The organism is Streptomyces verrucosisporus (genome assembly GCF_017114865.1).
Classification (GTDB): Bacteria; Actinomycetota; Actinomycetes; order Streptomycetales; family Streptomycetaceae; genus Streptomyces; species Streptomyces fenghuangensis.
The window spans coordinates 112,077-138,056 of the sequence record NZ_JADEYH010000008.1; the positions used below are offsets into that span (position 1 = coordinate 112,077).

The following is a 25,980-nucleotide window of genomic DNA, read 5'->3' on the forward strand; positions in this document are numbered from 1 at the left end:
GCCCTTCTCTTGCTGTACGCCGCCAGGGACTCGAACCCCGGACCCGCTGATTAAGAGTCAGCTGCTCTAACCAACTGAGCTAGCGGCGCCTGCGGGCAGCGACTCCGGTGATCTTGTGGCGACCTGTCGGAGCGCGCTGTCGGGAACCATACTACCCGCTCCCCGCGGTGCTCCCGACCACGCGCCCCGGGCGTGCGCCCGGCCACGAGCCCCGGCGGGCGCGTCCCCAAGCGACAGCGGGAGCAGCGCCCCGGCGGCCTGCTCGCTCAGTGCCTCGGCGGCCCGCCGCAGCCGGTAGGTCTCATCGACCGGCGGGCACGCCCCCAGGGCGCCGACGGTCGGTCCCGCGGTCACCGGCACGGCCGCGCGGAACACCGGCCCCCCGCCCGCTTCCCGAAACGTGTTCGAGGGCGGACGGGAGGGCCGGGCGCGGCGGCGCGCCCCAAAGGGTCCTCCTCAGAGGATCGCGCCCAGGAACTCCCTGGTGCGCTCGTGGTCGGGGTCGTTGAAGATCTTCTCCGGCGGACCGGATTCGATCACCTTGCCCTCGTTGAACATCAGCACGTCGTCGGAGATGTCCCGGGCGAAGTTCATCTCGTGGGTGACCACCAGCATGGTGATGTCGGTGGTGTGCGCGATGTCCCGCAGGACGTCCAGCACCCCGGCGACCAGCTCCGGGTCGAGGGCCGAGGTGACCTCGTCCAGCAGCAGCACCTTCGGGCTCATGGCCAGCGCGCGGGCGATGGCCACGCGCTGCTGCTGGCCGCCGGAGAGCTGGGAGGGGTACTTGTCGATGTGCTCGGTCAGCCCCACCTTCTCCAGCATCTCGCGAGCTTGCTGCTCGGCCTCGTCCTTGCCCATGCCCAGCACGTGGACGGGTGCCTCGGTGATGTTGCGCAGCACCTTCATGTTGGGGAAGAGGTTGAACTGCTGGAAGACCATGCCGATCTTCTTGCGCACCTCGCGGGTGTGCTTCTCGCCGGCGGGGACGAGCCTGCCGCCCTTCTCCTCGTGGGTGAGGTAGTCGCCGTCGACCGCGATGGTGCCCTCGTCGGGCCTGAGCAGGGTCATCAGCAGCCGCAGGATCGTGGTCTTGCCCGATCCGGAGGGGCCGATGAGGGTGACGTGCTTTCCGGCGGAGACGCTGAACTCCAGCTGGTCCAGGACGACGTGGTCGCCGAAGCGCTTGGTCACCTTGTCGAAGCGGATCAGTTCGCGGCCGTCCGCGGCGGTACTCGTGGTGGCGTTCTCACGCGGGGTGTCAGCGGACAAGACGACGCTCCAGGGCTCGGATGAGGAGGGAAGCCGGGTAGGCGATGACGATGAAGGCGATGCCGACGACGGTGATCGGCTCCAGGAACCGGAAGGTCTCGGAGCCGTAGGCGCGTGCCTCGCCGAGCATCTCGAAGGCGCCGATGATCGCGATCAGCGGCGAGTCCTTCAGCATGGCGATGACGTAGTTGCCCAGTGCGGGCACCACACGGCGGATCGCCTGCGGCAGGATCACGGCCGTCCAGGTGCGCACCGGCGGCAGGCTGAGCGCGGTGGCCGCCTCCCACTGCCCCTTGGGCACACCGTCGATGCCGGCCCGGTAGACCTCGGCGGTGTAGGTCGAGTAGTGCAGGCCGAGGCCGATCACACCCGTCATCAGCGGGGACATGGTCGGCCCCCACTCCGGCACCACGTAGAAGAGGAAGAACAGCTGCACCAGCAGCGGGGTGTTGCGGATGAACTCGGTGACCGCGGTCACCGGCGTCCGGACCCACACCTTGGAGGAGCGCTGCGCGACGGCCCACACCAGGCCGAGGGTGAAGGCGAGCAGGGACCCCAGCACCAGCGCCTGGAGGGTGACGAGCACCCCGTCCCAGAAGCGCGGCATGAAGTCCTCGACGACGTTCCAGTCCCAGTTCACTGATTACCCCCCGGGGTGCCCGCGGCGGCCGTCCCGGTGACGGGGTCGGCGGTCTTCGTCCGGCGGCGCAGGCCGCCCAGCAGCCCGCCGCCCGGCGGCGGCGCCTGCCCGATCCCGGCCTTGGCCTTCCGCTCCACCATCCGCATGACGCGGGTGATGAGGAAGGCGAGCACGAAGTACATCACCAGCAGGAGCGTGTAGATCGGCGCGCTCTCGTTGGTGGTGAAACGGATCAGGTTCGACGCGAAGGTCATGTCGGCCACGCTGATGACCGAGACCAGCGCGGTGCCCTTCAGCAGCTCGATGGCGAGGTTGTTGAAGGGCGGAACCATCTCCGGCCACGCCTGGGGCAGTTCGATGCGCCGCAGCCGCTGCATACGGGTGAAGCTCAGCGCGATGCCCGCCTCCCGCTGGGCGGGGGAGACCGCCGCCAGCGCGCCGCGTACGACCTCCGAACCGTACGCGCCGTAGGTCAGGCCCAGTGCCAGCACACCCGCCCACATCGGGACGAGCTGCCAGCCGAAGGCAATCGGCAGGGCGAAGAACAGCCAGAACATGAACACCAGCGCCGAGGCTCCGCGGAAGATCTCGAAGTAGGCGCCGGACAGGAAGCGGACGATCCACAGCGGTGAGGACCGCAGGATCCCGACGACGAAGGAGACGGCCGCGGCCAGCGCGGCGCTGTACACCGTCACCTGGATGGTGATCCAGATGCCGGGCAGCATGTAGGACTCCCAAAGGCCCCAGGTCATGATGCGCACAGCTCCTTCGCGGTCAGGTCGGTCATCTCGTCCTCGGTGAAACCGAAGGGCCGCATGATCTCCAGCAGCTCACCGCTCTCCTTGAGCTTGCGCAGCTCCCGGTTGAACGCGTCGCGCAGCACGGTGGCGCTCGGCCGGAAGGCGAAGCCGCCCGCGCCGATCGCCGGCTCGCCGTCCACCATGGGCTGGAAGGGCTCGGTGGACTCGGCCCGGTTGCTGCCCTCCGTCACCTGGCGGACGGTCAGCGAGGTGCCGGCGAAGACATCGGCGCGGCCCTGCTCGACGGCCGACAGTCCGGCGACCTGGTCGGGCAGGATCAGCATCTCGTCGCGGGGGACGCCGGCCGCGACCGCGTAGTCGATCTCGGCGTACGCGGTGCCGGTGGCCATCCTCGCGCCGGTGCGGACGATGTCCTCGTAGTTGTTCAGCCCCTTCGGGTTGCCCTTGGGGACGATGAACGCGTCGAGCATCACGTACTCGGGATCGGCGAAGATCACCTGTTCGCAGCGCTGGGGATTGATGTACATGCCCGCGGAGACCACATCGAACTGCTGCGAGCGGAGTCCCGGAATCAGCGAACCGAACTCGGTCGGAACGGGGACGACGTTCTCCACACCCAGCCGATTGAAGATGACCTTCGCGATCTCCGGCGCCTCACCGGTCAACTCGCCCTGGTCGTTGATGTACCCGTAGGGGACCTCGCCGGCGATGCCCACCCGTACGGTGTTCTGCGCCCTTATGCGCTCCAGCAGGTTGCCCTCGCCGGCCTTCCCGGCGTCGGGCACCCGGCTGCATCCGGCCACGCCGATCGTGCCCGCCGCGCCCAGCGCGCCCAGGCCCGCCAGCATCGCGCGGCGGCTTATCCCCCGGACGGGTCTCGTCCGGTTACCGAGGCTGTCGCCTGTGCCTGATTTTCCTGTCTCGTTCCCTTGTGGTGGAGCCATGGGCGCGCCACTACCCCGATCAACGAAAAATATGCCCGCCGTTTCCAGCCCTTGATGCGGCCGTTGCGGTGTTGACGGCCGGGACCGGTCGCTGCGTCAGTATTGGGAGGGAAATCGACGGACAGGAGCCGAAATGGCAGACCGTTTCATCGAAGTATCACTCGACAAGCGGGGGGTGAGCTGCACGGCGAAACTGCTCGACGACCGCGCGCCCATCACCTGCGAGGCGGTGTGGAACGCCCTTCCGCTGGGCGGCGACGTCTACCACGCCAAGTACGCGCGCAACGAGATCTACACCCTCCTGCCCACGTTCGCCCCGGCCGAGCCGCCGCTGGAGAACCCCACCATCACGCCCATCCCCGGCGACCTGTGCTACTTCACCTTCACCGACGTCCAGCTCGGCACCTCCTCCTACGGCTACGAGACGGAGGCGGGGCACCGGGGCAGGCCGACCGTGGTGGACCTGGCCCTGTTCTACGAGCGCAACAACCTGCTGATCAACGGTGACGCCGGCTGGGTCCCCGGGATCGTGTGGGGGGCGGTGGTGGACGGACTGGACCGGATGGCCGACGCCTGCCAGGACCTGTGGCGGGCCGGTGCCCTGGGTGAGAGCCTCAGCTTCCGGCGGGCCTAGGCGCCGGGCCGGAAGCGAGCGACGGGGGTGGCGGAACGTCGGCGGCCCCCGCCTCGTACAGCGCGTGCGCGGCGCGCAGCACCAGCGCGTCCGCGTGCCGCGCGCCCACCAACTGCACCCCGATCGGCAGTCCGCCGCCGTCCACCCCGCAGGGCAGGGACGCCGCGGGCTGCTGGGTCATGTTGAACGGGTAGGTGAACGGCGTCCAGCCCGTCCAGCGGGTGTGCGGCGAGCCCGGCGGCACCTCGCCGCCCAGCTCGAAGGCGGTGACCGGCAGCGTCGGGGTGACCAGCAGGTCGTACTCCGTGTGGAAGGCGCCCATCAGCCGGCCCATCGACATCCGCACGTCCACCGCCGCCAGGTACTCCAGCGCACTGCGGGCCGCGCCCTGCTCGCACACCTCCCGCAGGCCCGGGTCCAGCAGCGCGCGCCGCTCGGGGTCCAGATGCTGGGTCACCCGGGCGGCGCCGCTGAACCACAGGGTGTGGAAGGCCTCCAGGCAGTCGGGCAGGCCCGGGTCGCGCTCCTCCACCCGCGCGCCCAGCCCCTCCAGCGCCTCCACCGCCCGCCGCACCGCCGCCGCGACCTCGCGGCCCACCTCCACCCGGCCGCCGAGGCCGGGGGAGTACGCCACCCGCAGGCCGGCGACCCCGCCGTCCAGAGCGTCGCGGAAACTGCCCGGCACCGGCCCGAGCTGCGACCAGTCGCGGGCGTCCGGGCCGGTGATCACGTCCATCAGCAGCGCCGCGTCCCGCGCGTCGCGGGTCATCGGGCCGACGTGCGCGAGCGTCCCGTAGGCGCTGGCCGGGTACAGCGGCACCCGCCCGTACGTCGGCTTCAGCGCGAAGATCCCGCAGAAGGACGCCGGGATGCGCACCGAGCCGCCGCCGTCGGTGCCCAGGCTCAGCGGCCCGGCCCCCAGTGCCACCGCGGCCGCGCTGCCGCCGCTGGAACCGCCCGCGGTGCGCCCCGGGGCGTACGGGTTTCCCGTCGCGCCGTGCCGCGGGCTGTCGGTGACGCCCTTCCAGCCGAACTCCGGTGTCGTCGTCTTGCCCGTGAACACCGCCCCGTGCTCGCGCAACCGCGCCACCGAGGGGGCGTCCTCCTCCCAGGGACCGTCGGCGGAGACCGTCCACGAGCCGCGCAGCGTCGGGCCGCCGCGCAGCAGCAGGATGTCCTTCACCGACACCGGCACCCCGTCCAGCAGACCGGCAGGCTCCCCGCGCCGCCACCGGCCGGCGGACCGCCGCGCCTGCTCCATCGCCGCCTCGGCGTCGATCCGGACGAACGCGTTCACCGCCGGCTGGATGCGTTCGGACCGCTCCAGTACGGCGCGGGCCACCTCCACGGGGGTGAACTCCCCGCGGGCGTAACCCTCCACCAGCCGGGCGGCGGTCAGGTCCGTGAGACCGCTCGGGTCCGTGAGACCGCTCGGGTCCGTGGGGCCGCCCGGGTCCGCGGAGCCGTTCGGGCGGGTCAGGCCGGTGGGGCCGTTCGGGCGGACCGGGCCGGTGTGGCCGGCGGGGCCGGCCGGGTCGGTGGTGCTGGTCATGGCGCGCTCCTGTCCGGGACGTAGCCGAGCTTCTTGTCCACGACGTTGAACAGGGGCTCGCCCGCCGTCCAACGGTCGAAGTTGTCGCAGAACTGCCGGGCGAGGTCGTCGCGCCAGCCGACGGTGTCGCCGCTCATGTGCGGCGAGACCAGCAGGCCGGGGATGCCCCACAGCGGGCTGTCGGAGGGCAGCGGCTCGTCGGCGAAGACGTCCAGCGCCGCCGCCGCGATCCGGTGCGAGAGCAGCGCCTCGACCAGGTCCTCCTGCACCACGTGGGCGCCGCGTCCGATGTTGACGAAACGGGCCGTCGGCTTCATCCGGGCGAAGGCGGCGGCGTCGAACATCTCGGTGGTCGACTCGGTCAGGGGCGCCGCGCACACGACCCAGTCGGCCGAGGGGAGGAGGGCGTCGAGCGTTCCACTGGCGTGAATTCGACCGAATTCCGGATCCGCGGACCGTTCCCTGCGCCCCACGAGTTCCACCTCGACACCCAGTGCCATAAGTGTGCGGCCGATTGCCCGGCCGATTGGGCCCGAACCTACGACAATCGCGTGAGTTCCGGCCAGCCGCATTGTCTCCCGGTGCCGCCAGCGCCGCTGCCGCTGCAATTCCCAACTGCCGTGGAAATCCTTGGCCAAAGCCAGGACGAGGCCTGCCACGTATTCGGCGATGGGCTGGTCGAAGACCCCCCGCGCATTGGTGATCACCGTTTCGGAGCCGACCAGTTCCGGACAGCCCAGCAGCCGGTCGACCCCGGCGCTCGCGGTGTGCACCCAGCCCGGCCGCGGGCCCGGACCGGGCCAGGCACGGCGTACGGCGTCGGAGGTGAAATCCCAGACCAGCAGTGCGTCCACGGTCGGCAGCAGGGCGGCCAGGGAAGCCTCGTCGGCGTACTCCACCCGGGCGCGCCCCGAGATGCGCTCCAGGTTCGGCCGATCGCCGTCGGGGACGCCAAGGACGCCGAGAGTGGGGACGCCGGCCGGAACAGTCGTTTCTGACATGGGCGGAAAACCGTTTCGCAACGAGGGGGCAACGGGGGAGGAGAAGTATTGGGTCCGGCGCGAAGAGATCCGGAGCACCGTACGGACGCACGGATGGACGGAAGGATTGACCACGGTAGGGACCTGTAACTACCTTCGTCAACGAAGGCATCTGTCCCGGCGTCCCGGCTCTCTCGCGCCGGTTTTTCCTCCGTCAACGGCCCTTGGCCGCCCCTACCCTCTTCAAGGGGTGCTCATGGATGTCTCGTTCCTCGGCGGTCCGCATCCGCAGCGCGGAGTCGGTGTCGTCGCCCCCTTCGACTTCGCACTCGACCGCGAACTGTGGCGGTGGATCCCCGACGACGTCTCGCTCCATCTGACCCGCACTCCGTTCGTCCCCGTCGAGGTGAGCCTGGACCTGGCCAGGCTCGTCAGCGAGCACGAGACGCTGCGGGAGGCCGTCCAGGCGCTGTGCGCGGTGGCGCCGGAAGTGGTGGCGTACGCCTGCACCTCCGGCTCCTTCGTGGGCGGCGCGGTCGGGGAGCGGGCCATGTGCGCGGCCATGGAACTCTCCGGAGAGGTCCCCTCCCTGACCACCTCGGGCGCCCTGCTGGAGGCGCTGGAGGAACTCGGCGTGCGGCGGGTCGCCGTCGTCACCCCGTACACCAGGTCGGTGACCGACTCCCTGGAGGCCTTTCTGGGCGAGGCCGGGATCGAGGTCACCGGCCGCAGCTACCTGGGGCTGACGCGGGAGATCTGGCGGGTGCCGTACCGGGACGTGGTGGACATGGCCCGCGAGGCCGTGCTGGACGCGCCCGACGCGCTGTTCATCAGCTGCACCAACCTGCCGACCTACGACGTGATCCCGCAGCTGGAGGCGGAGCTGCGGATGCCGGTGCTCTCCGCCAACCAGGTCACCGTCTGGTCGGCGCTGCGCCGCATCGGCAAGGACGCGGTCGGCCCCTACCAGGCGCTGCTCGACCCCGTGGCCCGGCGCGGCCCGGCGTCCATGTCGTTCCTGCCGCCGGGGACGCCCGTGCACCCGGACGGCGCAACGGAGTTGGGGAGTCCCGCGGGAGTGCCCGGACCGTCGGCCGAGCGTGAGCCGGAGCCCGCGGTGGCCGGGGCCGAGCCGGAGGCGGCCGAAGGCGTGGAGCCGCCGCCCTTTCCGGACGACCCGGGCGGACCGCCGCCCCTGTGACACCGCGCCGCCCCGCCGTCGCCGCGGGGACGGCACCACCGCCGGCGAAGAGGCCGGGCGGGAGACCGAACAGCGGACCGAACAGCGGACCGAGGAAGAGGAGGACCGGATGGACCGGACGGAAGAGACGGCTCGGGCGGAGCGGACGGCTGATGTCGTCGGCTTCCTCTACCCAGGCCACTCCGCCGAGGACGAGTACCCCCGGCTGGAGGCGATCCTCGGCGAGACCGCGGGCTCCGTCCGGCTGCCGCTCGTCCACACCGACATCGGCGAGGACGCGCACCGCGTGGACGCACTGCTGGAGATGGGCTCCACCGCCCGTCTGTCGGCCGAGGTCGGCCGGCTGTGCGAGCACGGCGCGCAGGCGGTGGTGTGGGCGTGCACCAGCGCCAGCTTCGTCTTCGGCTGGGGCGGGGCGCACGAGCAGGTGCGCGAGCTGTCCTCGGCCGCGGCCCTCCCCGCCTCCAGCACCTCCTTCGCCTTCGCCCACGCCGTGCGGGCACTGGGGGCCGAGCGGGTCGCCGTCGCCGCCACCTATCCCAAGGACGTGGCCGAACACTTCAGGGCCTTCCTCAAGGCGGCGGGCGCCGAGGTGGTGTCGGTGAGCGGCGCCGGGATCATCACCGCCGCCGAGGTCGGCACCTGGGGCCGCGAGGAGGTGCTGGCGCTGGCCCGCGCGGGCGACCACCCGGACGCCCAGGCCGTCCTGCTGCCCGACACCGCCCTGCACACCGCCGCCTGGCTCCCCGAACTGGAGGCAGAGCTGGGCAAGCCGGTGCTCACCGCCAACCAGGTCACCGTCTGGGAGGGGCTGCGCCTGCTGGACCGCACGGTCTCCTGCCCGGCGCTGGGGGCGCTGTTCGACGGCCGGGCGCTCGCGGAACCGCTGCTGCTGCGGGAATAACGGGCGGTCCGTACGGGCTGTGCTCCTGCGGCGCGGACGTCCCGCGCCGCACGCACCACGAGGAGGCAGCCCGCGATGGACCCGGTGAAGGACGCGGAGGCGAGGAACGGCGGACAGCCGGGCGGACGGAGCGGCGACCCGGTCAGGGGCGCGGCGCAGGGCACCGCCCCCGTACCGCTGTCCGTGCTCGACCTGGCCACCGTCGGTGCCGGCCGCACCGCCACCGACGCCCTGCGCATCTCCGTGGAGATCGCCAGGCTCGCCGAGAGCCGGGGCTACCACCGGCTGTGGGTCGCCGAGCACCACTCCATGCCCGGGGTGGCCAGCTCCTCGCCCGCCGTCATCCTGGCCCACCTGGCGGCCCACACCGCCTCCATCCGCCTGGGCTCGGGCGGGGTGATGCTGCCCAACCACGCGCCCCTGGTGATCGCCGAGCAGTTCGGCACCCTGGAGGCACTCGCCCCCGGCCGCGTCGACCTGGGCCTGGGCCGCGCCCCCGGCACCGACGGGGCGACGGCCGCCGCGCTGCGCCGCACCGACCGGCCGCACGAGGCGGCCGACGACTTCCCGCGGCAGCTCGCCGAGTTGATCCGCTTCCTCGACGACGACTTCCCCGACGGCCACCCCTACGCCCGCGTCCACGCCGTCCCCGGCCCCGTCCAGGGCCGTGTGCCCGGCGGGGTGCAGGCGGCGAACCGGCCGCCGGTGTGGCTGCTGGGCTCCTCCGGCTTCAGCGCGCAGCTCGCCGGGAGCCTGGGCCTGCCCTTCGCCTTCGCCCACCACTTCTCGGCGGCGAACACCCTTCCCGCCCTGGAGCTGTACCGCTCCTCCTTCCGGCCCTCGGACGTGCTGGACGAGCCGTACGCGCTGATCGGCGTCTCGGCCCTGGCCGCCGACGAGGAGAGGGAGGCGCACCGCCAGGTGATGACCGGCGCGCTGTCGATGCTGCGGCTGCGCACCGGGCGTCCCGGCCTGGTGCCCACGCCCGAGGAGGCCGGGGAGTACGAGCGGGGCATGGGCGAGCTGGAGCGCGACTTCGTGCGCGGCTGGCTGGCCAACGTGGTGTACGGCACGCCGGGGCAGGTGCGCGACGGCCTCGACGCGCTGGCCGAGCGGACCGGGGCCGACGAGTTGATGATCACCTCGCAGTCGCACGGGGCGCGGGCGCGGCTGCGCAGCTACGGGCTGATCGCCGACGCCTACGGGCTGCCGTCCGCCACCAGCAGCTGACTGATGCGGTCGGCCGGCACCGGCTTGGAGTAGTGCCACCCCTGGCCGGTGTCGCAGCCGATCCGCCGCAGCCGGTCGGCCTGGGCCGGGCCCTCGACGCACTCGGCGGTGACCGTCAGGCCGAGGTTGTGGGCGAGCTGCACCAGCGAGGTGACGATCGTCTCGTCGGCCGGGTTGAGGCAGCGGGCGGTGCGGAAGCCGCGGACGAACGTTCCGTCCAGCTTCAGCCCGCGCACCGGGAGCCTGCTGAGGTAGGCGAGGTTGGAGTAGCCGGTGCCGAAGTCGTCGATCGCGATGCGCACACCCATGTCGGACAGCGCCTGTAGTGCCTTGATCGGCCGCCCCGCAGAACCCATCACCGCCGACTCGGTCAGCTCCAGCTGGAGCAGCCCCGGCGGCAGCCCCGTCTCCTCCAGGATCGCCGCGACGTCGGCCACCAGATCCGAGTCCCACACCTGCCGCACGGCGACGTTGACGCTGACGTACAGCGGCCGGCCGGGCTGCTCCAGCTGCCAGCGGCGGGCCTGGCGGCACGACTCGGCCAGGATCCAGCGGCCCAGGGGCACGATGGCGCCGTTCTCCTCGGCCAGCCCGATGAACCGGTTGGGGGCGAGGGTGCCGAGCCGGGGGTGCCGCCAGCGCACCAGCGCCTCCACCCCGGTGAGCGTCTCGTCGTGCAGGGAGACGATCGGCTGGTATTCCAGCGCGAACTCGCCGCGCTCCAGTGCCGGACGCAGTGTGCTGGACAGCGCCTGACGGGTCATGCGGTTGGCGTTGCGCTCGGGGTCGAAGAGCGTCCAGCGGGCCTTGCCGTCGGCCTTCGCCCAGTAGAGCGTGGTGTCCGCGGCCTGCATCAGCTCCGTGGCCGTGGTCCCGGCGGCGGGCCGCTCCACCACCCCGATGCTGGCGGAGACCGCCAGCCGCTGGCCGGCCAGGTCGAACGGCTGCTGGAGGGCGGCGAGCAGCTGCTCGGCCAGCTCGGTCAGCGGCTGGGTGCCGGTGGAGGCCTCGGCGAGCAGGGCGAACTCGTCGCCGCCCAGCCGCGCCACCAGATGCCCGTCCGGCTCCGCGCACCGGCGCAGCCGGTCGGCGACCGCGTTCAGCAGCCGGTCGCCGACCCGGTGGCCGAGGGTGTCATTGACGGCTTTGAAGCCGTCCAGGTCCAGGTAGCACAGCCCGATGCGGCCGGTGGTGGACTCGGCGAGCGCGGTGGACAGCCGGTCGAAGAACAGGGACCGGTTGGGCAGCCCGGTGACCGGGTCGTGCATCTGCAGATGGCGCAGCCGCTCCTGGAGGTCGCACCGCTCGCTGATGTCGGCGACCGACAGCAGGGCGGCACCGCGCCGCCGCCCGGGCCGTGCGGCCGGTCCGCCGGTGGGGACCACGGTGACCCTGGCCCACACCGAGCGGCCGTCGCCGTGCTTGAGGCGGCGGGTGCAGCTCATGAAGTCGCTGCGTCCCTCCAGCACGGCCTGGCACTCGTCGCGGGTCCGGTCGTCGATGCCGAGTCCGGTCAGGGAGGCGACGGGGGTGCCGGACAGTTCGGCGGCGGGAGAGCCCAGCAGCTGCCCGAGCGCGTGGTTGGCGGCCAGGACGCGGCCCTCGCCGTCGATCACCGCCATCGCCAGGCCGGCGGCCTCGAAGGCGGTGCGGTAGTCCGCCGGGTGGAGGGGAGGGCCGGGGGGTGCGGCCGCCCGGGGGCTCGCGGGATCGTCACTCTCGGTCACCGCGGGCGTCGTCGTGCCCGGACCGTCACCCGGTTTCCTGCCCGGTCCGTCGAGTGGTCCATTCACCGATCGCTCCCGCGGGGGACTCGTCTCGTGTAGGTGGTCAGGGCGGCGGGCCGGTGGTCGTCGTGGGGGTGTCCGCCCTGGAAATGTGCCGATCATAGAGGCTTATCGGGCGGCCGAGCCAGTGTCGCGGGGAGTGTTCCGGATCCGTGCGGCGGACTCCTGGGACGCATTTTCGAGCGGCTGATCGTTCCTGCACGGCAACTTCCAGCAGGCGACCGATGATGACCGATTGTTACGCACGGTGATCCTGTGGGGTCTCACCCGTGCGGCGTAGCGGAACGGGGCACGCGGGCACAGGAAGGCACACAGTGGGTGCCGTGCCCCTCCCCGGGGGCACCGTGCCCCGACACCACCGCGGGAGGACGATGTGCGGTTTACGCGCAGGGCCGAGTGGACCGGAGGGGGACGGAGCGAGCCCGTGCCCCGGCCGGGCGGCCCCTGGCCGGGGCCCCGCTCCCGCAGGACCGGGGCGGTGCTCACCGCGTTCTCCGCGCTGGTGGGCACGAGCCTGGTCACCGGGCCGGTCGCCGTCGCGGCGGGCGCCGACTCCTGCGCCCTGGAACGCACCGCACTCCACCACTCCGAGGGCCTGGACACCTGGCACCCGGCCTACCCCCGGCCCCTGGGAGAGCTCGACGCGCTGATGGTCTTCCTGTCCTTCCCCGAGGCCCGGCCCGCCGCCTCCCCCCGCGGGCTCGCCGCCGACTACTTCCCGGAGACCTCGGACTTCTTCGAGCGGGCCTCCTACGGGAAGTTCAGGCTGCGCCCGCACACGACGCCCCGCTGGCTGGAGATGGCCGCCGACTCGCGGGCCTACGGGATACAGCGCGACTGGGAGCCGGACCTGCGCGGCGCCTACCTCCGCGACGCCGTCGCCGCGGCCGACCCGCACGTGGACTTCGGCGACTACGACATCGTCTACCTCGTCGCCGACCCCGACGCGCCGGGCGTGAACTCCGACGCCACCAAGGTCGTCAACCTCGACGAGCCGATCACCGTGGACGGCACCGAGCTGCACCGGGTCGTGACGGTCTTCGAGAAGCAGCCGCCGGACCGCAACGTCCTCGCCCACGAGACCCTGCACATCTTCGACCTGCCCGACCTCTACCACCAGCCCGAGGACGACGACGGCGACTGGGACACCCACGTCGGCGACTGGGACATCATGGGCAGCCAGTTCGGGCTCTCCCCGGATCCCTTCGGCTGGCACAAGTGGAAGCTGGGCTGGCTGGACGGCGGCCGGGTCGACTGCCGGGCCGAGTCCGGCACCAGCCGGCACACCCTGCGGGCGGTCGCCTCCCCGGACGGCGACGGGCCGGCCGGCGGGTCCGACACCCGGCTGATCGCGGTCCGCACGGGCCGCGGCGAGGTGCTGGCGATCGAGGCGAGGGAGCCCGGCGGCAACGACGTCACCTCCTGCACCAGCGGCGTACTGGTCTACCGGGTGCGCAACGACGTCCCCTCGGCGCAGGGCCCCGTCAAGGTGGTCGACGGCCACCCCGGCACCGGGGCGTGCCACCGCCTCTCGGTGTACCCGCCGCTGGCCGACGCGCCGCTGGGCCCGGGAGAGGCCGTGGACGTGGACGTGGACACGGGCACCGTGCGGGTGGAGGTCGTGGACCGCACCGAGCGGGGCTGGCGGGTGGAGGTCACCGTCAGCGGAATGCCGGGCCCGGGCCCGGGGACGGTGTGAGCGGGGCGGCCCCGCCCCGGGCCCGTCCGGCCCGCATACGGGGAAAGCCGGAAGGCCTCCGCTTCCGCGGAGGCCTTCCGGCTGTCTGTACGCCGCCAGGGACTCGAACCCCGGACCCGCTGATTAAGAGTCAGCTGCTCTAACCAACTGAGCTAGCGGCGCCTGTTGACGTGGTAAACCTTAGCACCCTGATCCGAGGGAGCGGAAATCGGTTGATCACGGCCGCCGGCGAGCCCCCGGCCGCCCTCACGGACGGCCCGTACACAGGCCCACAGCAGCGCCTCCGCGCCCGGCAGCCAGGGCTTGCGGACATCCGGGGCGACCAGCCACCGGGTGGTGGGCGGGCAGCCCTCGCCGGGCACCGGCGGAGGGACGGTCACGGCGTCGCCGAGGCCGTAGCACAGAAGCGGAGGGATCGTTTCCGCAGCGCCGGTCGTGCCGGTCGTGCCGCCCGCACCCGCCGGGGCGGACGAGCCCCGCCACTCCCGCCAGCGCAGCAGGGCCGGCAGCCGCTGGGCGGTGCCGGGCTCGGCGAACAGCAGCATCCTGCCCGCGTGGAGCGCCACCGGGCCGGTGCCCGGCCCCGCGGTCCACAGCCGGTCCAGCATCCGGCGGCCGAACAGCGTGCCGGCGCTGACCACGTCGAAGGCGGTGCCGCAGGGCAGGGTGCTCGGGGCACCCGGGCGTCCCGCCCACAGGGCGTGGACGCTGCGCGGGAAGGCGCTCGAGGAGGCGAGCCACTCGGCTCCGGCAGGGGTCACATAGGCGGCGGGATCGCTCATGACCACAACATCTACCGGCAGCCTGTGTACCGTCCCTGGAAATCCGCGAAAACGGGACGCGGCGCGGCGGAGTCCGGTATCTTCCGCACCGCATATGCCGCGGGCGTAGCCGTGACCGCCGCCCCGTGCCGCTGCCCCGGCCGCCGTCACCTCCGCGCCGTCACTCCGGAGTGCGGTCCCGCATCAGCTCGCGGCCGAACTCGATCATCTTGCGGGCGTAGTCGGCCGTCCACTCGGCCCGCTCCGCGATCGCCTCGTCCGGCAGCCGGTCGAAACGCCCGGGGTCGGCGAGCTGCGCCGCCGCCATGGCCTGGAACTCCATGGCCCGGTCCGCCGCCGCGCGGAAGGCCAGGGCCAGCTCGGTGGCGCGGCCCAGCAGCTCACGCGGATCCTCGATGGACTCCAGGTCGAAGAAGTGCTCGGGGTCCGAGGCGGCGTCCGGCGGCTCGAAGAGCAGCGGCGCCGGGCGCCTGTGGCGCGGCTCACCGCCGCGCCGTTCCGGAGCCGGGTTCGGCTCGGGCATGGAGATACCTCCGTCGGTCGTGGGCAGCGTTCCATTGTCCACCCTCGTGCCCGCCCGGCGCGGGGCCGAGCCGGCGGCCCCATCCCGGCCGGCCCCTCCCGGCCGCCCCGTGCGGGGCGCTCACCAGGCCACGGTGTGCTCCGCCAGATGGGCCAGGACCGCGTGATTGGCCTCCCAGCCGTCCGGGAACTTGACCGTGACCCCGAGCTGGACCGGCTCGGCCGAGGGATACTCGTCCAGCAGCTCGGGAACGCCCGCCCGGCACACCACCACACAGGCGTGCCGGTGGCGCGAGGCCAGCACGCACAGCCGCCCCGTCTCCAGGTGGAAGGCCGTGGCGTCCGGGCGGCCCGACAGCGGGTGGAGCACCACCGTCACGTCGAACTCGCGGCCCTGGAGCCGGTTGGCGGTGTCCACCACGACGTCCGTCACGCCCAGGGAGGCCAGCGCCGCGCGGACGGCCGCCGCCTGGTCGCGGTGGGCGGTGCCCACCGCGATCCGCTCCGCCGTCACCGGATCAGGCTCCCCGGAGCGCTCGCCGAACGCCGCGCCGCGGCGGTCCAGCAGCCGCCGCACCACCGCCGCCACGGCCGCGACCGCCTCCGGGTCGGTACGCGGGGTGTGGCGGGCGGGCAGCTCCAGCAGCCCCCACCCGGAGCCGGCCGCCTCGTCCAGCACCCGGTCCACACCGGAGCCGTCGGAGGGCAGCGCGAACTCCAGCCGCCGCTCGCCCGGACCGGTGCCGCTGCGGAACGGGGTGTAGGGGTAGAACGCCCTCGACACCAGCGGCGCGGCCGAGGCGGGCAGCCGCCAGGAGACCGGCAGCCGGTGCACGGGCAGGTCCGGGTTGTGCGCCAGCAGCGTGGTCACGGCGCTGGCCGACGGGTCGTACGACAGCCCCGCCCACTGCTCGGCGCCGACCTGGCTGAACGGGTCGAGCTGACCGGGGTCGCCCACGAACAGCGCCCGCTCGAACAGCCCGGCCACCGACAGCAGCGCGTCGGAGCGCATCTGGTACGCCTCGTCCACGATGGCCTGCTCCCATGGACCGGCGCCCTTGACGTGGGCCCACTTGGCGGCCGTGGAGACCACCACGTCCAGCCCGGCCAGATCCGCGGCCTTCGAGGACTTCACCACCGACGGATGGCGGTCCAGCACCGGGGCGTACGGCTGCGCCTCGCTGCTGTGCAGCCGGCCCACCGGCAGCTCCGGCTCGGCGGTCGCCAGCCGGTCCACCAGATCGTCGACCTGGGCGTTGGTCTGGGCGACGATCATCAGAGGGCGGCCCGCGGCGGCCAGCTCCCGGGCGGCGCGCACCACCAGCGTGGTCTTGCCGGCGCCGGGCGGCGAGTCCACGACCACACCGCGGTGGGCACCGGAGAGAACGTCGCGCAGGATCGCACCGGTCGCCTCGGCGGCGGCCGGGCCCGGGTCGGGCACGGCCGCGTTCGCGGAGTCGGCGGGAGGCACGGAGCCGGTTCCGGGGAGGGAAGCGGAGCCGGCGGGAGCGCCGGCCGGGGTGCCGTTCAAAGCAGGTCCTCCGGCGTCACGGGGTCGGGTGCGTCCAGTGCGTCGGGGTCGGGCGGGCCGCCGTGCGTCCACGGCGTCTCCTCAGGGTCCGGCAGGTCCGGTCCGCCGCGCGGAGCGTGCTCGAACAGCGTCCAGCACACCGTCTCGCCCGCCTCCGGCACCGAACCCGCCTCCGGCTCCCTGCCGCGGCCCATGCCGCCGGTCAGCCGTACCGTCAGCAGCCCCGGCGCGGGGGACTCCGTGAACACCCCCGGCTGCGACTTCCCGCTCTCCAGGGCCCGGTGCAGCCGCTCGCCCCCCTCCAGGTGCGGCCGGTCGCCGGTGCGGACGGTGACCAGCGGGCGCGGCATCGGGCGCTTCCCCGACGAGTACACCATCTCCACCTCGACGACCTCGCCCTCGAACGCCTCCCCGGCCATCCGCCGCTGAGCCATCACCAGCGGGTCGTCCAGCGCCTCCTGGGCGGCCAGTTCCGCCTGGGCCGTCTCCCGGGCGGCGAGCTTGCGGGCCGCCGTCACCGCGTCGTCGCGCCTCGGCTGCGGCGGCTCGCCGCCGCGCACCCGGTCGCGGTGGGCGGTGTAGGACCAGCGGTCCCGCTTCCAGCGGTCGGCGACGTGCGCGCCCGGCGGCAGCGCGCGCAGCAGGTCCAGGCCCTGCCACACCGCGTCCCAGGTGGGACGCAACTGGGAGGCGACCAGCTCGCGGATCTCCGCCTCGGCGCCGGGCAGCCCCGCGTCGTACCGTGCGACGGCCGGGGCCAGGCGGCGGTTGTCGAAGGCCGGATCGGTGGCCGGGCCCGCGGGAGGGGTGAGCAGCAGCCCGTCGCGGTCGCGGGCCAGCTCGGCGCGGAGGGCGGCCTCCGCGCCCGATTCGCCCTCCCCGGCGGTGATCCAGGCCAGCAGGGCGCCCAGGTGCTGGTCCTCCAGACGGCTCTGGCCCGTGGCCCAGTGGCGGCCCAGCACCTCGGTGACGGCCAGCAGCAGCGAGGAGCCGGGCACCCGGGCCCGCTCCCCGTAGTGCGTCAGCCACCTTCCCAGCAGCGGCAGCCGGGGCGGGGCGGGGTGGGCGGCCCGCGGATCCTCCTCGGCGGTGCGGCGGAAGCGCATGGACCGGCCCAGCAGCCGTACGTAGGCGACGCCCGCGGCGCTGGGCACGACCAGCTGCGGCGCGTCCGCGCACAGCTCGACCTCGACCTTCGCCTTCCTCCCCGTCTCCGGGTCGGTCTCGGAGCGCTCGACGAGCTCCACCTCGTCCTGCGCGGCCTCCAGATGGGGCAGTACGGCGTCGGCCAGCTCGGCGAGGAAGGCGGAGCGCAGCGTGCGGTCGCGCGGCTGGGGGACGACCAGCAGGCGGGGCGCGTCCCGGTCCGTCCCCACCATCGCGCCCAGCGGGGCGCCGACCTCGCCGGCGGTGGTCAGCGGCACCAGGACCAGGGGCCGCTCGGCCAGGTGCCGGTGACGCGCCGTCGCCACGGGCCGCGCCCGGCCCGTGGCCGCGGCCTCGATCCGGGCCAGGGTGGTCACCAGCGACATCAGGGCCTCCCGGCGGCCGAGAGGGCCTCGGCCCGCAGCCGGGCCGCGCGGCGCAGCGCGGCGGCGGCCGGGTCCCCGGCGGGTTCCTTCGGGAAGTGGTCCGGCGAGCGCTCCGCGGTGTCGCACGCCTCGCCGCGGGCGGCCGCCAGAACCGCCTCGACGGTGGCCAGTCCGCCCAGTTCTCCGCGGACCTCGCGGCCCAGCGCCTCCACCGCGCCCCCGGACCGGGCGCGGCCGCGGCAGTGGAAGGCCAGTTCGCAGGTGGACAGGCACTGCGGCGCGTAGGCGGCCGGCACCGACTCGACGGAACCGGCCAGTTCGGCGGGCGGGCGGGCCGGGTCGAAGGTGGCGCCCTCGGGGAGCGCGGCGGCGATCTCCTCCAGCCGCGTCAGCCGGGCGAGCTGCCGCCGGGTGGTGGCGATCTGTCTGCGCAGGTCGACCGCCTCGGCGGTGGGCAGGTTGGAGAAGTCCTTCGGGCAGACCAGCAGCGCCCGGTCGTCCACCCGGCCGCCGGGCACCCCGAGCGCCTTCAGCGCCAGGGCGTAGACGGCCGCCTGCCGGGCCGCGGCGCCGACCTTGGCCGGATCGGCCGAACCGTCCAGGACGGGGAAGGACTTGATCTCCACCACCGTCCAGCGCCCGTCCGGGTGGACCGCCACCGCGTCGGGCTCCAGGTGGACGAAGGACCCCGCCACCTCCAGCCGCACCATCGGGTGGTCCAGCAGTGTCCAGCCGCCGTCGGCCGTCGCCCGCTCCAGCGCCTGCCGGGTGCGTTCCGCGCGCCCTTCCGGACCGGGCGCCGACAGATCGGGCACGGACACCTCGCCGGACTCGGGGGCCGGGGCGCCGGCCGCGGCGGTGCGCGAGTGGACCAGGCGCATCAGCTCGGCGCCGCCGTCCCCCTTCGCCCGCGCCTCGAAGGCGTGGCCGCGGACGAACGCGAACTGCGACTGACCGAAGGGCGCGGGGGAGCCCAGCGCCTGCGCCAGCGCGCCCTTGTCCACCCCGGCGCCGTCCAGCAGCGCCCGGCGGCGGCAGCCCGGGTTGGCGGCCAGCGCGGCGAGCGCCCGCGCGTCCATCGGCCGGGGCGCGACGTCGGCGCCGCGCAGCTCGGCGAGCCGCCGGCGCAGGGCTGTCGTCGGTTGGCTGTCGGAGTTGTGGCTCACCCGCGGAAGTGTGACATCCGCCTGTGACACCGATGGAGTTGAGGTCGCCCGAAACCGCCGGCGCGGACCGCTGTCCCAAGGCCGCGGCGCCCGCCGGCCCGTTCGCGGCCCGGTCCGCCGACGCGCCCGGTGTGCGGTGGCCGGCGGTGCTCGTCGCCCCCGGTCGTCGGCGGCGGACGGCCGGTGTGCGGGCTCGGCACGACGGCGCACGGGCCCGGCGCGCGATGATGGCCGTGAGCCCGGCGGTGGCGCCGGGAGTCCCTTACGGAAGGCATGCAATGGCAGCGCGCATCCTGGCGGTCCGGCACGGCCAGACCGCATGGTCCCGGTCCGGGCGGCACACCGGTCGCACCGACGTCCCCCTGCTGGAGGAGGGGCGCGGCATGGCTCGCGCCCTGGGGGAGAGGCTCAGAGGCGCGCCCTGGGACGGGCTGCCGGACGCCGAGGTCCGCACCAGCCCGTTGTCGAGGGCCAGGGAGACCTGCGACCTGGCGGGCTTCGGGGAGCGGGCCGCCGACTGGGACGCGCTGCTGGAGTGGGACTACGGCGCGTACGAGGGGCTGACTCCGGACGGCATCAGGGAGCGGGCGGGGCGGGACTGGCTCATCTGGAGCGACGGCGTGGCCGACGGTGAGCGCCTGGCGCAGGTAGCCGCCCGCGCCGACGAGGTGGTCGCCTGGGCGCGGTCGGCGGAGCGGGACGTGCTCGTCTTCGCGCACGGTCATCTGCTCCGGGTGCTGGGCGCGCGCTGGCTGGGCCTGGAACCGTCCTTCGCCGCACGGCTGCGCCTGGACGCGGGAGCGCTGTCGGTGCTGGGCTGGGCCTACGGGGAGCCGGCCGTCGAGAGCTGGAACGACCGGGGCCACCTGGACCGGCCGGGGCGGTGACGGCAGGGGAGCGGGCCGCCGTCAGGCCGGCCGCGCCTCCTCGGCCAGGCGGTCCAGGAAGTCCGCCACGGCCGGGACGCCCCGGTGGTGGCGCAGCCGCCGGGCGGTGCCGTCGAGCATCCCGCCGACGCGGGAGGAGCGCACCTGCCCGAGCAGGTCCAGCACCCGGCCGGCGGCCCCGGCTGCCTCCTCCACCTCGCCCCCGCCTGCGAGGTCGTCCGCCAGTTCGGCGGTGAACAGGGCGGTGTTGCGCGTGAAGTGCGGATCCTGGAGGGCCACGGCGCGGCGCGCGCGGCGGGCCGCGTGCCCCCAGTCGCCCAGCGCCGCCCGGCACTGCGCCTCCAGACCGTTCAGTTCGGCCTCGCCGTAGAAGGTCATCCACTCCGGGTCGGCGTCGCGGGGGCCGTGCTCGAACAGCGTCCGGGCCCGGCCGAGGGACTCCTCGCAGGCCGTGCGGTCGGCGAGGAGGGCCCAGCCGCCCGCCTCGCGCGCCGCCAGCAGCGACAGCAGCCGCGCCGAGCCCAGGTGGCGGGCGATGTGCTGCCCGGCCTGCGCGGCCCGTACCGCCTCCCGGGGGCGCCCGGCGTCGCGGGCGAGGAAGGAGGTGTTGCAGAAGGCGTGCGCCTCCAGGGCCGAGTCCCCGGCCACCCGGGCGACGGCCAGGGCCTCGGCGTAGTGCGGGCGGGCCTCGGCGAGACGGCCCGAGTCGTGGGCCAGCCAGCCCACGGACAGGGCCAGTTCGCCGGTCCAGACGTGCAGCCGGTCGGCGGCCGGCTGCCGCCGGGCGCCCGCGTCCAGCAGGTCGTACGCGGCCCGCAGGGCTCCGTCGGCCCGGTGGTAGAGGCCGTCGGCGCCGTACCGGTCGTCGAGCAGCCGGATGCCGCGCACCGTCTCCTCGACGGCCGCGGCCTCGCCGGGCCGGCCGCCCCGGGCAGCGCCGGGGGCCTCGGCGGCTGCCGGGCGCGCCAGGGACTCCGGGGACTCCAGGCACACCGCCGCCACTGCGGCCGGGCCACCGGTCATGAACGCGCGACGCAGCACGTCGTTCTCCTCGTCGGTCGGGCGATCGCTCGGGCCGTGGCCCGGATCGCGGGTGGGGCAGGGCGGCTCCGGGAGGGTGGAGCCGGGGCGTATACGGGCGTCCGCGGTCGTGCCCGCGGCGTCGTACGCCCCCCGTCCGCGCGCGGTGCGCCCGCGAACCGCCTGACGGGGCTCGAAGCCCAGATCGGTGAGCGAGTACCCCGGGTACATGTGCAGGAACACGCGCTCGTAGGCGTAGTTGGGGCAGCGGATCTCCCCGGCCTCCACCCGCCCGACGTACCGGGCGTCACAGGAGACGTTCTCGCCTATCTCCCGGGCCGCCCTGCGGACGGCCGCCGCGAACTCCCCGGGCGAGAGCCGCCCGCGCAACCGCCGGAAGGCCAGATTGGGCTGACGGCCCGGACCCGCCGGCGCTGAGGGTGACGGTGACGACGCCATGGCCGGGACCGTACCGGCCGCCCTATGGAAGATACGAGATGTTTTGCAGACAAACGGGATGTCCAACACGTGATCTGCCATCAACTGCCATCCTTTGCGGCGGCATTGCGCCGTAGCGGTTGACAGACCGGTTCGTTGAGCCCCGTGTAGCGAACGTGGAGGACGACCCAGGAGGAGGTTCCCCGTGCTGGACACCGGCTGCGAGACCGGCGGCCCGCCGCCCGCCGGAGTGCCGGACGCGCCGTGCGAACTGGTGACCGTGCCCGCGCGGCACGGTCTGGAGGCCGTCGACATCCTGCGCCTGCGCGAGTGCGTGGGCCCGGTACTGCACGACGGAGCGGGCGGCACCCTCGGCTTCCTGGTTCCGCCCGGCACCGCGGACGGATGGGACCTGCCGGGCAGCGTCTGCGTCCCGGCCCACCGCCGCTCCGGCCGGCCATCCGACCCGCCGGTGGCGGGCACCGGATGGCTGGTGCCCCCGGAGAGCGCGCAGGCGGGCGCCACCGAGCCCGCGCGGCTGCGCGCCGCGCTGAGCGAGGCGGCCCGTACGATCGCCGCCGCCGAAGGCACCTCCTGAGCACCTCCTGAGCACCGGAGAGGTCCCACAGGGCGCGGGTGGGCCGTACGGGTGATACTGGACCATGTGGCGAGGAACGGACGGCGGCGCGAGGGCGGCAGGCGGACCAGGGAGCCGGTGAGCGAGCCGGTCGACGGCGGACTGGCCCAGCTCCTGCCGGACCCGGACCGGCCGCGCGCCTGGACGCTGCTGCTCGACGGCGCACCGCAGTCCCATGTGGACCTCGACGACCCGACGCACCTGGACTTCGAGTACCAGCGCCGGATCGGCCATCTGATCGACCTGGCCGCACCGCCCGGGCGGCCGCTGCGGGCGGTGCACCTCGGCGGCGGTGGGCTCACCCTCGCCCGCTACACCGCCGCCACCCGGCCGCGCTCCACCCAGCAGGTGTTCGAGGCGGACGCCGCGCTGACCGCCCTGGTCCGCCGCGAGCTGCCGCTGGAGGGCGCCTGGCGGATACGGGTGCGCGGCGGCGACGCCCGCGCCGGGCTCGCCCGGCTCCCCGGGAACGGGGCCGACCTGATCGTCGCGGACGTCTTCGGCGGCGCCCGCACCCCCGCCCATCTGACCAGTGCGGAGTTCCTCGCCGAGGTCCGGCGGGTGCTGTGCCCCGGAGGGCTCTACGCCGCCAACCTCGCCGACGGGCCGCCGCTGGCCCACCTGCGCGCGCAGGTCGCCACAGCCGCGGCCGTCTTCCCCGAACTGTGCCTGATCGCCGACCCCGCCGTACTGCGCGGGCGGCGCTTCGGCAACGCCGTCCTGGCCGCCTGTGACCGGGCGCTGCCCGTGGCGGAGATCACCCGGCGCGCGGCGGGCGACCCGCACCCCGGCCGGGTCGAACACGGCCGAGCGCTGGCCGACCTCACCGGGGGCGCCGCCCCCGTCACGGACGCCACCGCCACCCCCTCGCCGCAGCCGCCCGCGCGGGTCTTCCAGCGGCGCTGAGCCCCGCCGCCGGACCTCGCCGCCGCACCCCCGGCGCCGCCCCTCGCAGCCCGGGGACGGGGGACGTCAGCCCCCGTGCTCGTCGACCGTCACCCGCGGCGGGGTGCCGTCCCAGACGCAGAAGACCGACGACGCCTCCCCGCCCCGGGTGAAGGTGACCCGTATCCACCGGCTCCCCTGCCACACCCGCATCTCCCAGCCGGGAGCGGGAGAGGCGGAGACGAGGTCGGCCGAGTCCCGGCCCAGGTCGAAGGCGACCCGGCCGCCGCGCACCTCGCGGCTCTCCACGTTCCCGAACGTCCTGCCGGTGCCCGCGGTGCCCCCGCCCGGCCCGGCGTCCCGTCGGGCCCCGGCGGAGCCGCGCGAGACGGACGGCCCGGACGTCCCCGGCGAACGGGCGGCCGAGGACGCTCTGGGCCGCCGGGTGGAGGCGGTCTCCGGCTCGGGGCTGTCGCGCGAGGCGGACGGCGCCGGCGTGTCCGAGGCGAGCGGCGGCATCCGCGGCAGGTCGTACGCGGCCTGTGACACCACGGTGCGCACACCGAACCAGGACAGGGTCACCGCCGACCCGGTGGCCAGCACCCACGCGCCCGCGTGAACCAGTCCTCGTCGCATCCCGCGCACCCTAGCCTCTTTCCCCGCGCTCCTCGCGCTCGCGGCCGCACGGCTTCGCCGGGAGCCTCCTTGAGGCGCCCGCGCATGCCGTACCGTGCCGCCCATGGCACGTGTACTCGTCGTCGAGGACGACCAGTTCGTACGCTCCGCCCTGATCAGACACCTGACGGAGGCCTCCCACACCGTACGCAGCGTCGGAACGGCCCTGGAGGCGCTGCGGGAGGTCGCGCATCTCGGTTTCGACGTGGTGATCCTCGACCTCGGGCTGCCGGACCTCGACGGGGCCGAGGCGCTGAAGATGCTGCGCGGGATCACCCAGGTGCCCGTGATCATCGCCACCGCGCGGGACGACGAGGCCGAGATCGTCCGGCTGCTCAACGACGGTGCCGACGACTACCTGGTCAAGCCGTTCTCCGTGGAGCACCTGTCCGCCCGGATGGCCGCCGTGCTGCGCCGCGCGGGCACGGGCACGGGCGGCGGCGGTGCGGGCGCGGAGGCGGACCGGGCGATACGGGCCGGCGGGCTGGTCATCGACCCGCTGCGGCGGCAGGCCGAACTCGACGGCCGCGCCCTGGACCTGACCCGCCGGGAGTTCGACCTGCTGGCCTTCCTCGCGCAGCGCCCCGGGGTCGTCGTGCCGCGCAGGGAGCTGCTGGCGGAGGTCTGGCAGCAGAGCTACGGCGACGACCAGACCATCGACGTCCATCTCTCCTGGCTCCGCAGAAAGCTGGGCGAGACCGCGGCCAGCCCCCGCTATCTGCACACACTGCGCGGTGTGGGCGTCAAACTGGAACCTCCGCGCGATTCCCCGCGGGGGTGAGCCCGGCCGCGGGGGGCCGGGCCGGAGGACCGGGCGGCCGGGGAGGCCGGGGCGGTGGTGGGTGGGAGAGGGGAGAGGCCCATGAGGCGGGCGCTGGTCAAGGTGTGCATCGCCGTGACCGCGATGGTCGTGGTGGCCTTCGCCGTGCCCCTGGCGTTGGTGGTCAAGGAGATGGCCCGCGACCGGGCCTTCACGGGTGCCGAGCGGCTGGCCGCCTCCGTCACCCACCTGCTCGCCGCCACCGGCGGCGACCGGGACCCGCTCCAGCGCGGGCTGGCCAGCATGCCGGCGCAGGCCGCCGGGCGGATCGCCGTGTACGCGCCCCCGGGCCGGGCGGACGGGAGCGCCGAGATCGGTGAACGCCGCCTGACCGAGGAGAGGCTGAGGTCCGCGGCCCCTCTGGAGGGGGCGGCCGTCGAGTCGGTCGAGGGCGGCTTCGTGCTGCTCCAGCCGGTCACCACCGAACGGTCGGCCGTCGTCGAGGTGTTCGTGCCCCAGGAGGAGGTCACGGGCGGTGTCACCACCGCCTGGCTCGTCCTGGCCGGCACCGGCCTGGCGCTCGTCGCGGCGTCCGTCGTCATCGCCGACCGGCTCGGCACCCGCATGGTGGGCGCCGCCGAGCGGCTGGCCGGTGCCGCCAGGGAGTTGGGCAGGGGACGGCTGGCGGTGCGGGTCCCGGTGGAAGGGCCCGCCGAACTGCGTCTGGCCGCGGCCGCGTTCAACTCCATGGCCGACCAGGTCGCCCAACTGCTCGCCAACGAGAGGGAGCTGGCGGCCGACCTCTCCCACCGGCTGCGCACCCCCCTGACCGTGCTCCGCCTCAACACCGCCTCGCTCGGCGACGGCGACGCCGCCGAGCAGACGCGCGCGGCCGTCGCGCAGCTGGAGCGGGAGGTGGACCACATCATCCGCACCGCGCGCGAGCAGCGGACCCAGCCGCCGGACGCACCGGGCGGCGCCTACTGCGACGCCTGTGAGGTGATCCGGGAGCGGATGGACTTCTGGTCCGCGCTCGCCGAGGACGAGGGCCGCGAGGCGGAACTGGCCGGGGTCGGGGAGCCGGTGCGCGTCCCCGTGGCCCGCGCCGACCTCGCCGCCGCCCTCGACGCGCTGCTCGGCAACGTCTTCCGCCACACCCCGGAGGGCACCGCCTTCGCCGTGGACGTCCACCGCTCGGCCGCCGGCGACTCGGTGATCGTGCTGGTCTCCGACGCGGGGCCCGGTATCGACGACCCCGACGCGGCGCTGCGCCGCGGCTACGGCGACGGCGGGCCCGGCTCCACGGGCCTGGGCCTGGACATCGTGCGGCGGGTGGCGGAGTCCACCGGCGGCGACGTGCGGATCGGGCGCTCGGTGCTCGGCGGGACGGAGGTACGGCTCCTGCTGTCCTCGGACGGAGGGCCCGCCGGCGGGGCGGGCCGCCGGCGTGGACACAGAGTGCGACGGGGCGTGCGCCGGAAGTGGTGATTCCTCAGCCGTTCCGTAGACCGGCCTTAAGGGAGCCATAAGTTACCGGGCGC

Annotated in this window: 24 protein-coding genes and 2 tRNA genes; 10 read left to right on the plus strand and 16 right to left on the minus strand. The window is 74.4% G+C overall.

The features are described from left to right. Positions 1–15 precede the first annotated feature (15 nt). The 5 genes from IQ279_RS11920 to ehuB form a co-directional block, all read right to left on the minus strand. A tRNA-Lys gene (locus tag IQ279_RS11920) sits at positions 16–89 on the minus strand. Positions 90–456: 367 nt separating this feature from the next. Further along, positions 457–1,272: an ectoine/hydroxyectoine ABC transporter ATP-binding protein EhuA gene (gene ehuA / locus IQ279_RS11925; protein WP_206348379.1), complete on the minus strand. Its 816-nt coding sequence runs from the start codon at positions 1,270–1,272 to the stop codon at positions 457–459. Further along, entirely contained in the window at positions 1,262–1,912 is a 651-nt protein-coding gene (ehuD, locus tag IQ279_RS11930; RefSeq protein ID WP_206348380.1) for an ectoine/hydroxyectoine ABC transporter permease subunit EhuD, read from the minus strand. The genes ehuA and ehuD overlap by 11 nt, the downstream gene beginning before the upstream one ends. Then, positions 1,909–2,664 carry an ectoine/hydroxyectoine ABC transporter permease subunit EhuC gene (gene ehuC, locus IQ279_RS11935; protein ID WP_206348381.1) on the minus strand — a complete coding sequence of 252 codons (756 nt, stop codon included), beginning with the start codon at positions 2,662–2,664 and terminating at the stop codon, positions 1,909–1,911. Before ehuC ends, ehuD begins: the two co-directional genes overlap by 4 nt. Next, complete coding sequence (gene ehuB, locus IQ279_RS11940) at positions 2,661–3,617, minus strand: ectoine/hydroxyectoine ABC transporter substrate-binding protein EhuB (protein ID WP_206348382.1); 957 nt, start codon at positions 3,615–3,617, stop codon at positions 2,661–2,663. Before ehuB ends, ehuC begins: the two co-directional genes overlap by 4 nt. Before the next feature lie 133 nt (positions 3,618–3,750). On the opposite strand from ehuB, the gene IQ279_RS11945 reads away from it, so the two are divergent. Continuing rightward, positions 3,751–4,251: a DUF3830 family protein gene (locus IQ279_RS11945; RefSeq protein ID WP_206348383.1), complete on the plus strand. Its 501-nt coding sequence runs from the start codon at positions 3,751–3,753 to the stop codon at positions 4,249–4,251. Here IQ279_RS11945 and IQ279_RS11950 read toward each other — a convergent pair. Beyond that, positions 4,232–5,803 (minus strand): amidase, encoded by a 1,572-nt coding sequence (locus IQ279_RS11950; RefSeq protein WP_206348384.1) that lies wholly within the window; start codon positions 5,801–5,803, stop codon positions 4,232–4,234. The two genes, IQ279_RS11945 and IQ279_RS11950, sit on opposite strands and share 20 nt — an antisense overlap. Then, positions 5,800–6,804 (minus strand): D-2-hydroxyacid dehydrogenase, encoded by a 1,005-nt coding sequence (locus IQ279_RS11955; RefSeq protein WP_206348385.1) that lies wholly within the window; start codon positions 6,802–6,804, stop codon positions 5,800–5,802. Before IQ279_RS11955 ends, IQ279_RS11950 begins: the two co-directional genes overlap by 4 nt. Before the next feature lie 235 nt (positions 6,805–7,039). Between IQ279_RS11955 and IQ279_RS11960 the strand changes: the two genes are divergently transcribed. From IQ279_RS11960 to IQ279_RS11970, 3 genes are all read left to right on the plus strand, one after another. Next, entirely contained in the window at positions 7,040–7,984 is a 945-nt protein-coding gene (locus IQ279_RS11960) for a maleate cis-trans isomerase family protein (RefSeq protein WP_206348386.1), read from the plus strand. Positions 7,985–8,093: 109 nt separating this feature from the next. Next, on the plus strand, positions 8,094–8,888 hold the full coding sequence (locus IQ279_RS11965; RefSeq protein ID WP_206348387.1) for a maleate cis-trans isomerase family protein: 795 nt from the start codon (positions 8,094–8,096) through the stop codon (positions 8,886–8,888). A 75-nt stretch (positions 8,889–8,963) separates the two neighbouring features. Further along, complete coding sequence (locus IQ279_RS11970; RefSeq protein WP_206348388.1) at positions 8,964–10,118, plus strand: LLM class flavin-dependent oxidoreductase; 1,155 nt, start codon at positions 8,964–8,966, stop codon at positions 10,116–10,118. Here IQ279_RS11970 and IQ279_RS11975 read toward each other — a convergent pair. After that, positions 10,088–11,845: a putative bifunctional diguanylate cyclase/phosphodiesterase gene (locus tag IQ279_RS11975; RefSeq protein ID WP_372445121.1), complete on the minus strand. Its 1,758-nt coding sequence runs from the start codon at positions 11,843–11,845 to the stop codon at positions 10,088–10,090. The two genes, IQ279_RS11970 and IQ279_RS11975, sit on opposite strands and share 31 nt — an antisense overlap. A gap of 538 nt (positions 11,846–12,383) precedes the next feature. Here IQ279_RS11975 and IQ279_RS11980 point away from each other — a divergent pair. Further along, the gene (locus IQ279_RS11980) at positions 12,384–13,604 is read left to right on the plus strand and encodes a M6 family metalloprotease domain-containing protein (RefSeq protein ID WP_307792317.1); all 1,221 of its coding nucleotides are present in this window, start codon (positions 12,384–12,386) and stop codon (positions 13,602–13,604) included. Between the two features lie 88 nt (positions 13,605–13,692). Here IQ279_RS11980 and IQ279_RS11985 read toward each other — a convergent pair. From IQ279_RS11985 to IQ279_RS12010, 6 genes are all read right to left on the minus strand, one after another. Continuing rightward, a tRNA-Lys gene (locus IQ279_RS11985) sits at positions 13,693–13,766 on the minus strand. Continuing rightward, a complete protein-coding gene (locus IQ279_RS11990) occupies positions 13,757–14,386 on the minus strand; it encodes a hypothetical protein (protein WP_206348391.1) in 630 nt (209 codons plus the stop codon). The genes IQ279_RS11985 and IQ279_RS11990 overlap by 10 nt, the downstream gene beginning before the upstream one ends. A 160-nt stretch (positions 14,387–14,546) precedes the next feature. Then, positions 14,547–14,909 (minus strand): DUF8844 domain-containing protein, encoded by a 363-nt coding sequence (locus tag IQ279_RS11995; RefSeq protein WP_206348392.1) that lies wholly within the window; start codon positions 14,907–14,909, stop codon positions 14,547–14,549. A 120-nt stretch (positions 14,910–15,029) separates the two neighbouring features. Then, complete coding sequence (locus tag IQ279_RS12000; RefSeq protein ID WP_206348447.1) at positions 15,030–16,379, minus strand: AAA domain-containing protein; 1,350 nt, start codon at positions 16,377–16,379, stop codon at positions 15,030–15,032. A 56-nt stretch (positions 16,380–16,435) separates the two neighbouring features. Continuing rightward, positions 16,436–17,971 (minus strand): hypothetical protein, encoded by a 1,536-nt coding sequence (locus IQ279_RS12005; RefSeq protein ID WP_206348393.1) that lies wholly within the window; start codon positions 17,969–17,971, stop codon positions 16,436–16,438. After that, positions 17,971–19,137, minus strand: a complete 1,167-nt coding sequence (locus IQ279_RS12010) for a hypothetical protein (RefSeq protein WP_307792318.1) — start codon at positions 19,135–19,137, stop codon at positions 17,971–17,973. Before IQ279_RS12010 ends, IQ279_RS12005 begins: the two co-directional genes overlap by 1 nt. Positions 19,138–19,415: 278 nt before the next feature. Here IQ279_RS12010 and IQ279_RS12015 point away from each other — a divergent pair, with 278 nt between their 5' ends. Continuing rightward, positions 19,416–20,024 (plus strand): histidine phosphatase family protein, encoded by a 609-nt coding sequence (locus IQ279_RS12015; protein ID WP_206348394.1) that lies wholly within the window; start codon positions 19,416–19,418, stop codon positions 20,022–20,024. Between the two features lie 21 nt (positions 20,025–20,045). Here IQ279_RS12015 and IQ279_RS12020 read toward each other — a convergent pair whose 3' ends face one another. Next, positions 20,046–21,503 (minus strand): NsdA family TPR-like regulatory protein, encoded by a 1,458-nt coding sequence (locus tag IQ279_RS12020; RefSeq protein ID WP_206348395.1) that lies wholly within the window; start codon positions 21,501–21,503, stop codon positions 20,046–20,048. A 184-nt stretch (positions 21,504–21,687) separates the two neighbouring features. Between IQ279_RS12020 and IQ279_RS12025 the strand changes: the two genes are divergently transcribed. Together IQ279_RS12025 and IQ279_RS12030 are read left to right on the plus strand one after the other, a co-directional pair. Beyond that, on the plus strand, positions 21,688–22,080 hold the full coding sequence (locus tag IQ279_RS12025; RefSeq protein WP_307792319.1) for a hypothetical protein: 393 nt from the start codon (positions 21,688–21,690) through the stop codon (positions 22,078–22,080). Positions 22,081–22,146: 66 nt separating this feature from the next. Further along, positions 22,147–23,025, plus strand: coding sequence for a spermidine synthase (locus IQ279_RS12030; RefSeq protein WP_307792320.1), 879 nt, complete (start codon positions 22,147–22,149; stop codon positions 23,023–23,025). Positions 23,026–23,091: 66 nt separating this feature from the next. Here the strand turns inward: IQ279_RS12030 and IQ279_RS12035 are convergent, their stop codons facing one another. Then, positions 23,092–23,640: a hypothetical protein gene (locus tag IQ279_RS12035; protein ID WP_206348396.1), complete on the minus strand. Its 549-nt coding sequence runs from the start codon at positions 23,638–23,640 to the stop codon at positions 23,092–23,094. A 103-nt stretch (positions 23,641–23,743) separates the two neighbouring features. Between IQ279_RS12035 and IQ279_RS12040 the strand changes: the two genes are divergently transcribed. After that, complete coding sequence (locus tag IQ279_RS12040; RefSeq protein WP_206348397.1) at positions 23,744–24,460, plus strand: response regulator transcription factor; 717 nt, start codon at positions 23,744–23,746, stop codon at positions 24,458–24,460. Between the two features lie 81 nt (positions 24,461–24,541). Further along, entirely contained in the window at positions 24,542–25,927 is a 1,386-nt protein-coding gene (locus IQ279_RS12045; protein WP_206348398.1) for a HAMP domain-containing sensor histidine kinase, read from the plus strand. The last annotated feature ends 53 nt before the right edge of the window (positions 25,928–25,980 follow it).

Coding starts and splice junctions, on each gene's coding strand:
- IQ279_RS11945 (WP_206348383.1), top strand. CDS start 3,751: ATGGCAGACCGTTTCATCGAAGTATCACTCGACAAGCGGGGGGTGAGC.
- IQ279_RS12005 (WP_206348393.1), bottom strand. CDS start 17,971: ATGTCGCTGGTGACCACCCTGGCCCGGATCGAGGCCGCGGCCACGGGC.
- IQ279_RS11950 (WP_206348384.1), bottom strand. CDS start 5,803: ATGACCAGCACCACCGACCCGGCCGGCCCCGCCGGCCACACCGGCCCG.
- IQ279_RS11960 (WP_206348386.1), top strand. CDS start 7,040: ATGGATGTCTCGTTCCTCGGCGGTCCGCATCCGCAGCGCGGAGTCGGT.
- IQ279_RS11995 (WP_206348392.1), bottom strand. CDS start 14,909: ATGCCCGAGCCGAACCCGGCTCCGGAACGGCGCGGCGGTGAGCCGCGC.
- IQ279_RS12020 (WP_206348395.1), bottom strand. CDS start 21,503: ATGGCGTCGTCACCGTCACCCTCAGCGCCGGCGGGTCCGGGCCGTCAG.
- IQ279_RS12035 (WP_206348396.1), bottom strand. CDS start 23,640: ATGCGACGAGGACTGGTTCACGCGGGCGCGTGGGTGCTGGCCACCGGG.
- ehuC (WP_206348381.1), bottom strand. CDS start 2,664: ATGACCTGGGGCCTTTGGGAGTCCTACATGCTGCCCGGCATCTGGATC.
- IQ279_RS12045 (WP_206348398.1), top strand. CDS start 24,542: ATGAGGCGGGCGCTGGTCAAGGTGTGCATCGCCGTGACCGCGATGGTC.
- IQ279_RS12015 (WP_206348394.1), top strand. CDS start 19,416: ATGGCAGCGCGCATCCTGGCGGTCCGGCACGGCCAGACCGCATGGTCC.
- IQ279_RS11955 (WP_206348385.1), bottom strand. CDS start 6,804: ATGTCAGAAACGACTGTTCCGGCCGGCGTCCCCACTCTCGGCGTCCTT.
- IQ279_RS11970 (WP_206348388.1), top strand. CDS start 8,964: ATGGACCCGGTGAAGGACGCGGAGGCGAGGAACGGCGGACAGCCGGGC.
- ehuB (WP_206348382.1), bottom strand. CDS start 3,617: ATGGCTCCACCACAAGGGAACGAGACAGGAAAATCAGGCACAGGCGAC.
- IQ279_RS11965 (WP_206348387.1), top strand. CDS start 8,094: ATGGACCGGACGGAAGAGACGGCTCGGGCGGAGCGGACGGCTGATGTC.
- IQ279_RS11990 (WP_206348391.1), bottom strand. CDS start 14,386: ATGAGCGATCCCGCCGCCTATGTGACCCCTGCCGGAGCCGAGTGGCTC.
- IQ279_RS12040 (WP_206348397.1), top strand. CDS start 23,744: ATGGCACGTGTACTCGTCGTCGAGGACGACCAGTTCGTACGCTCCGCC.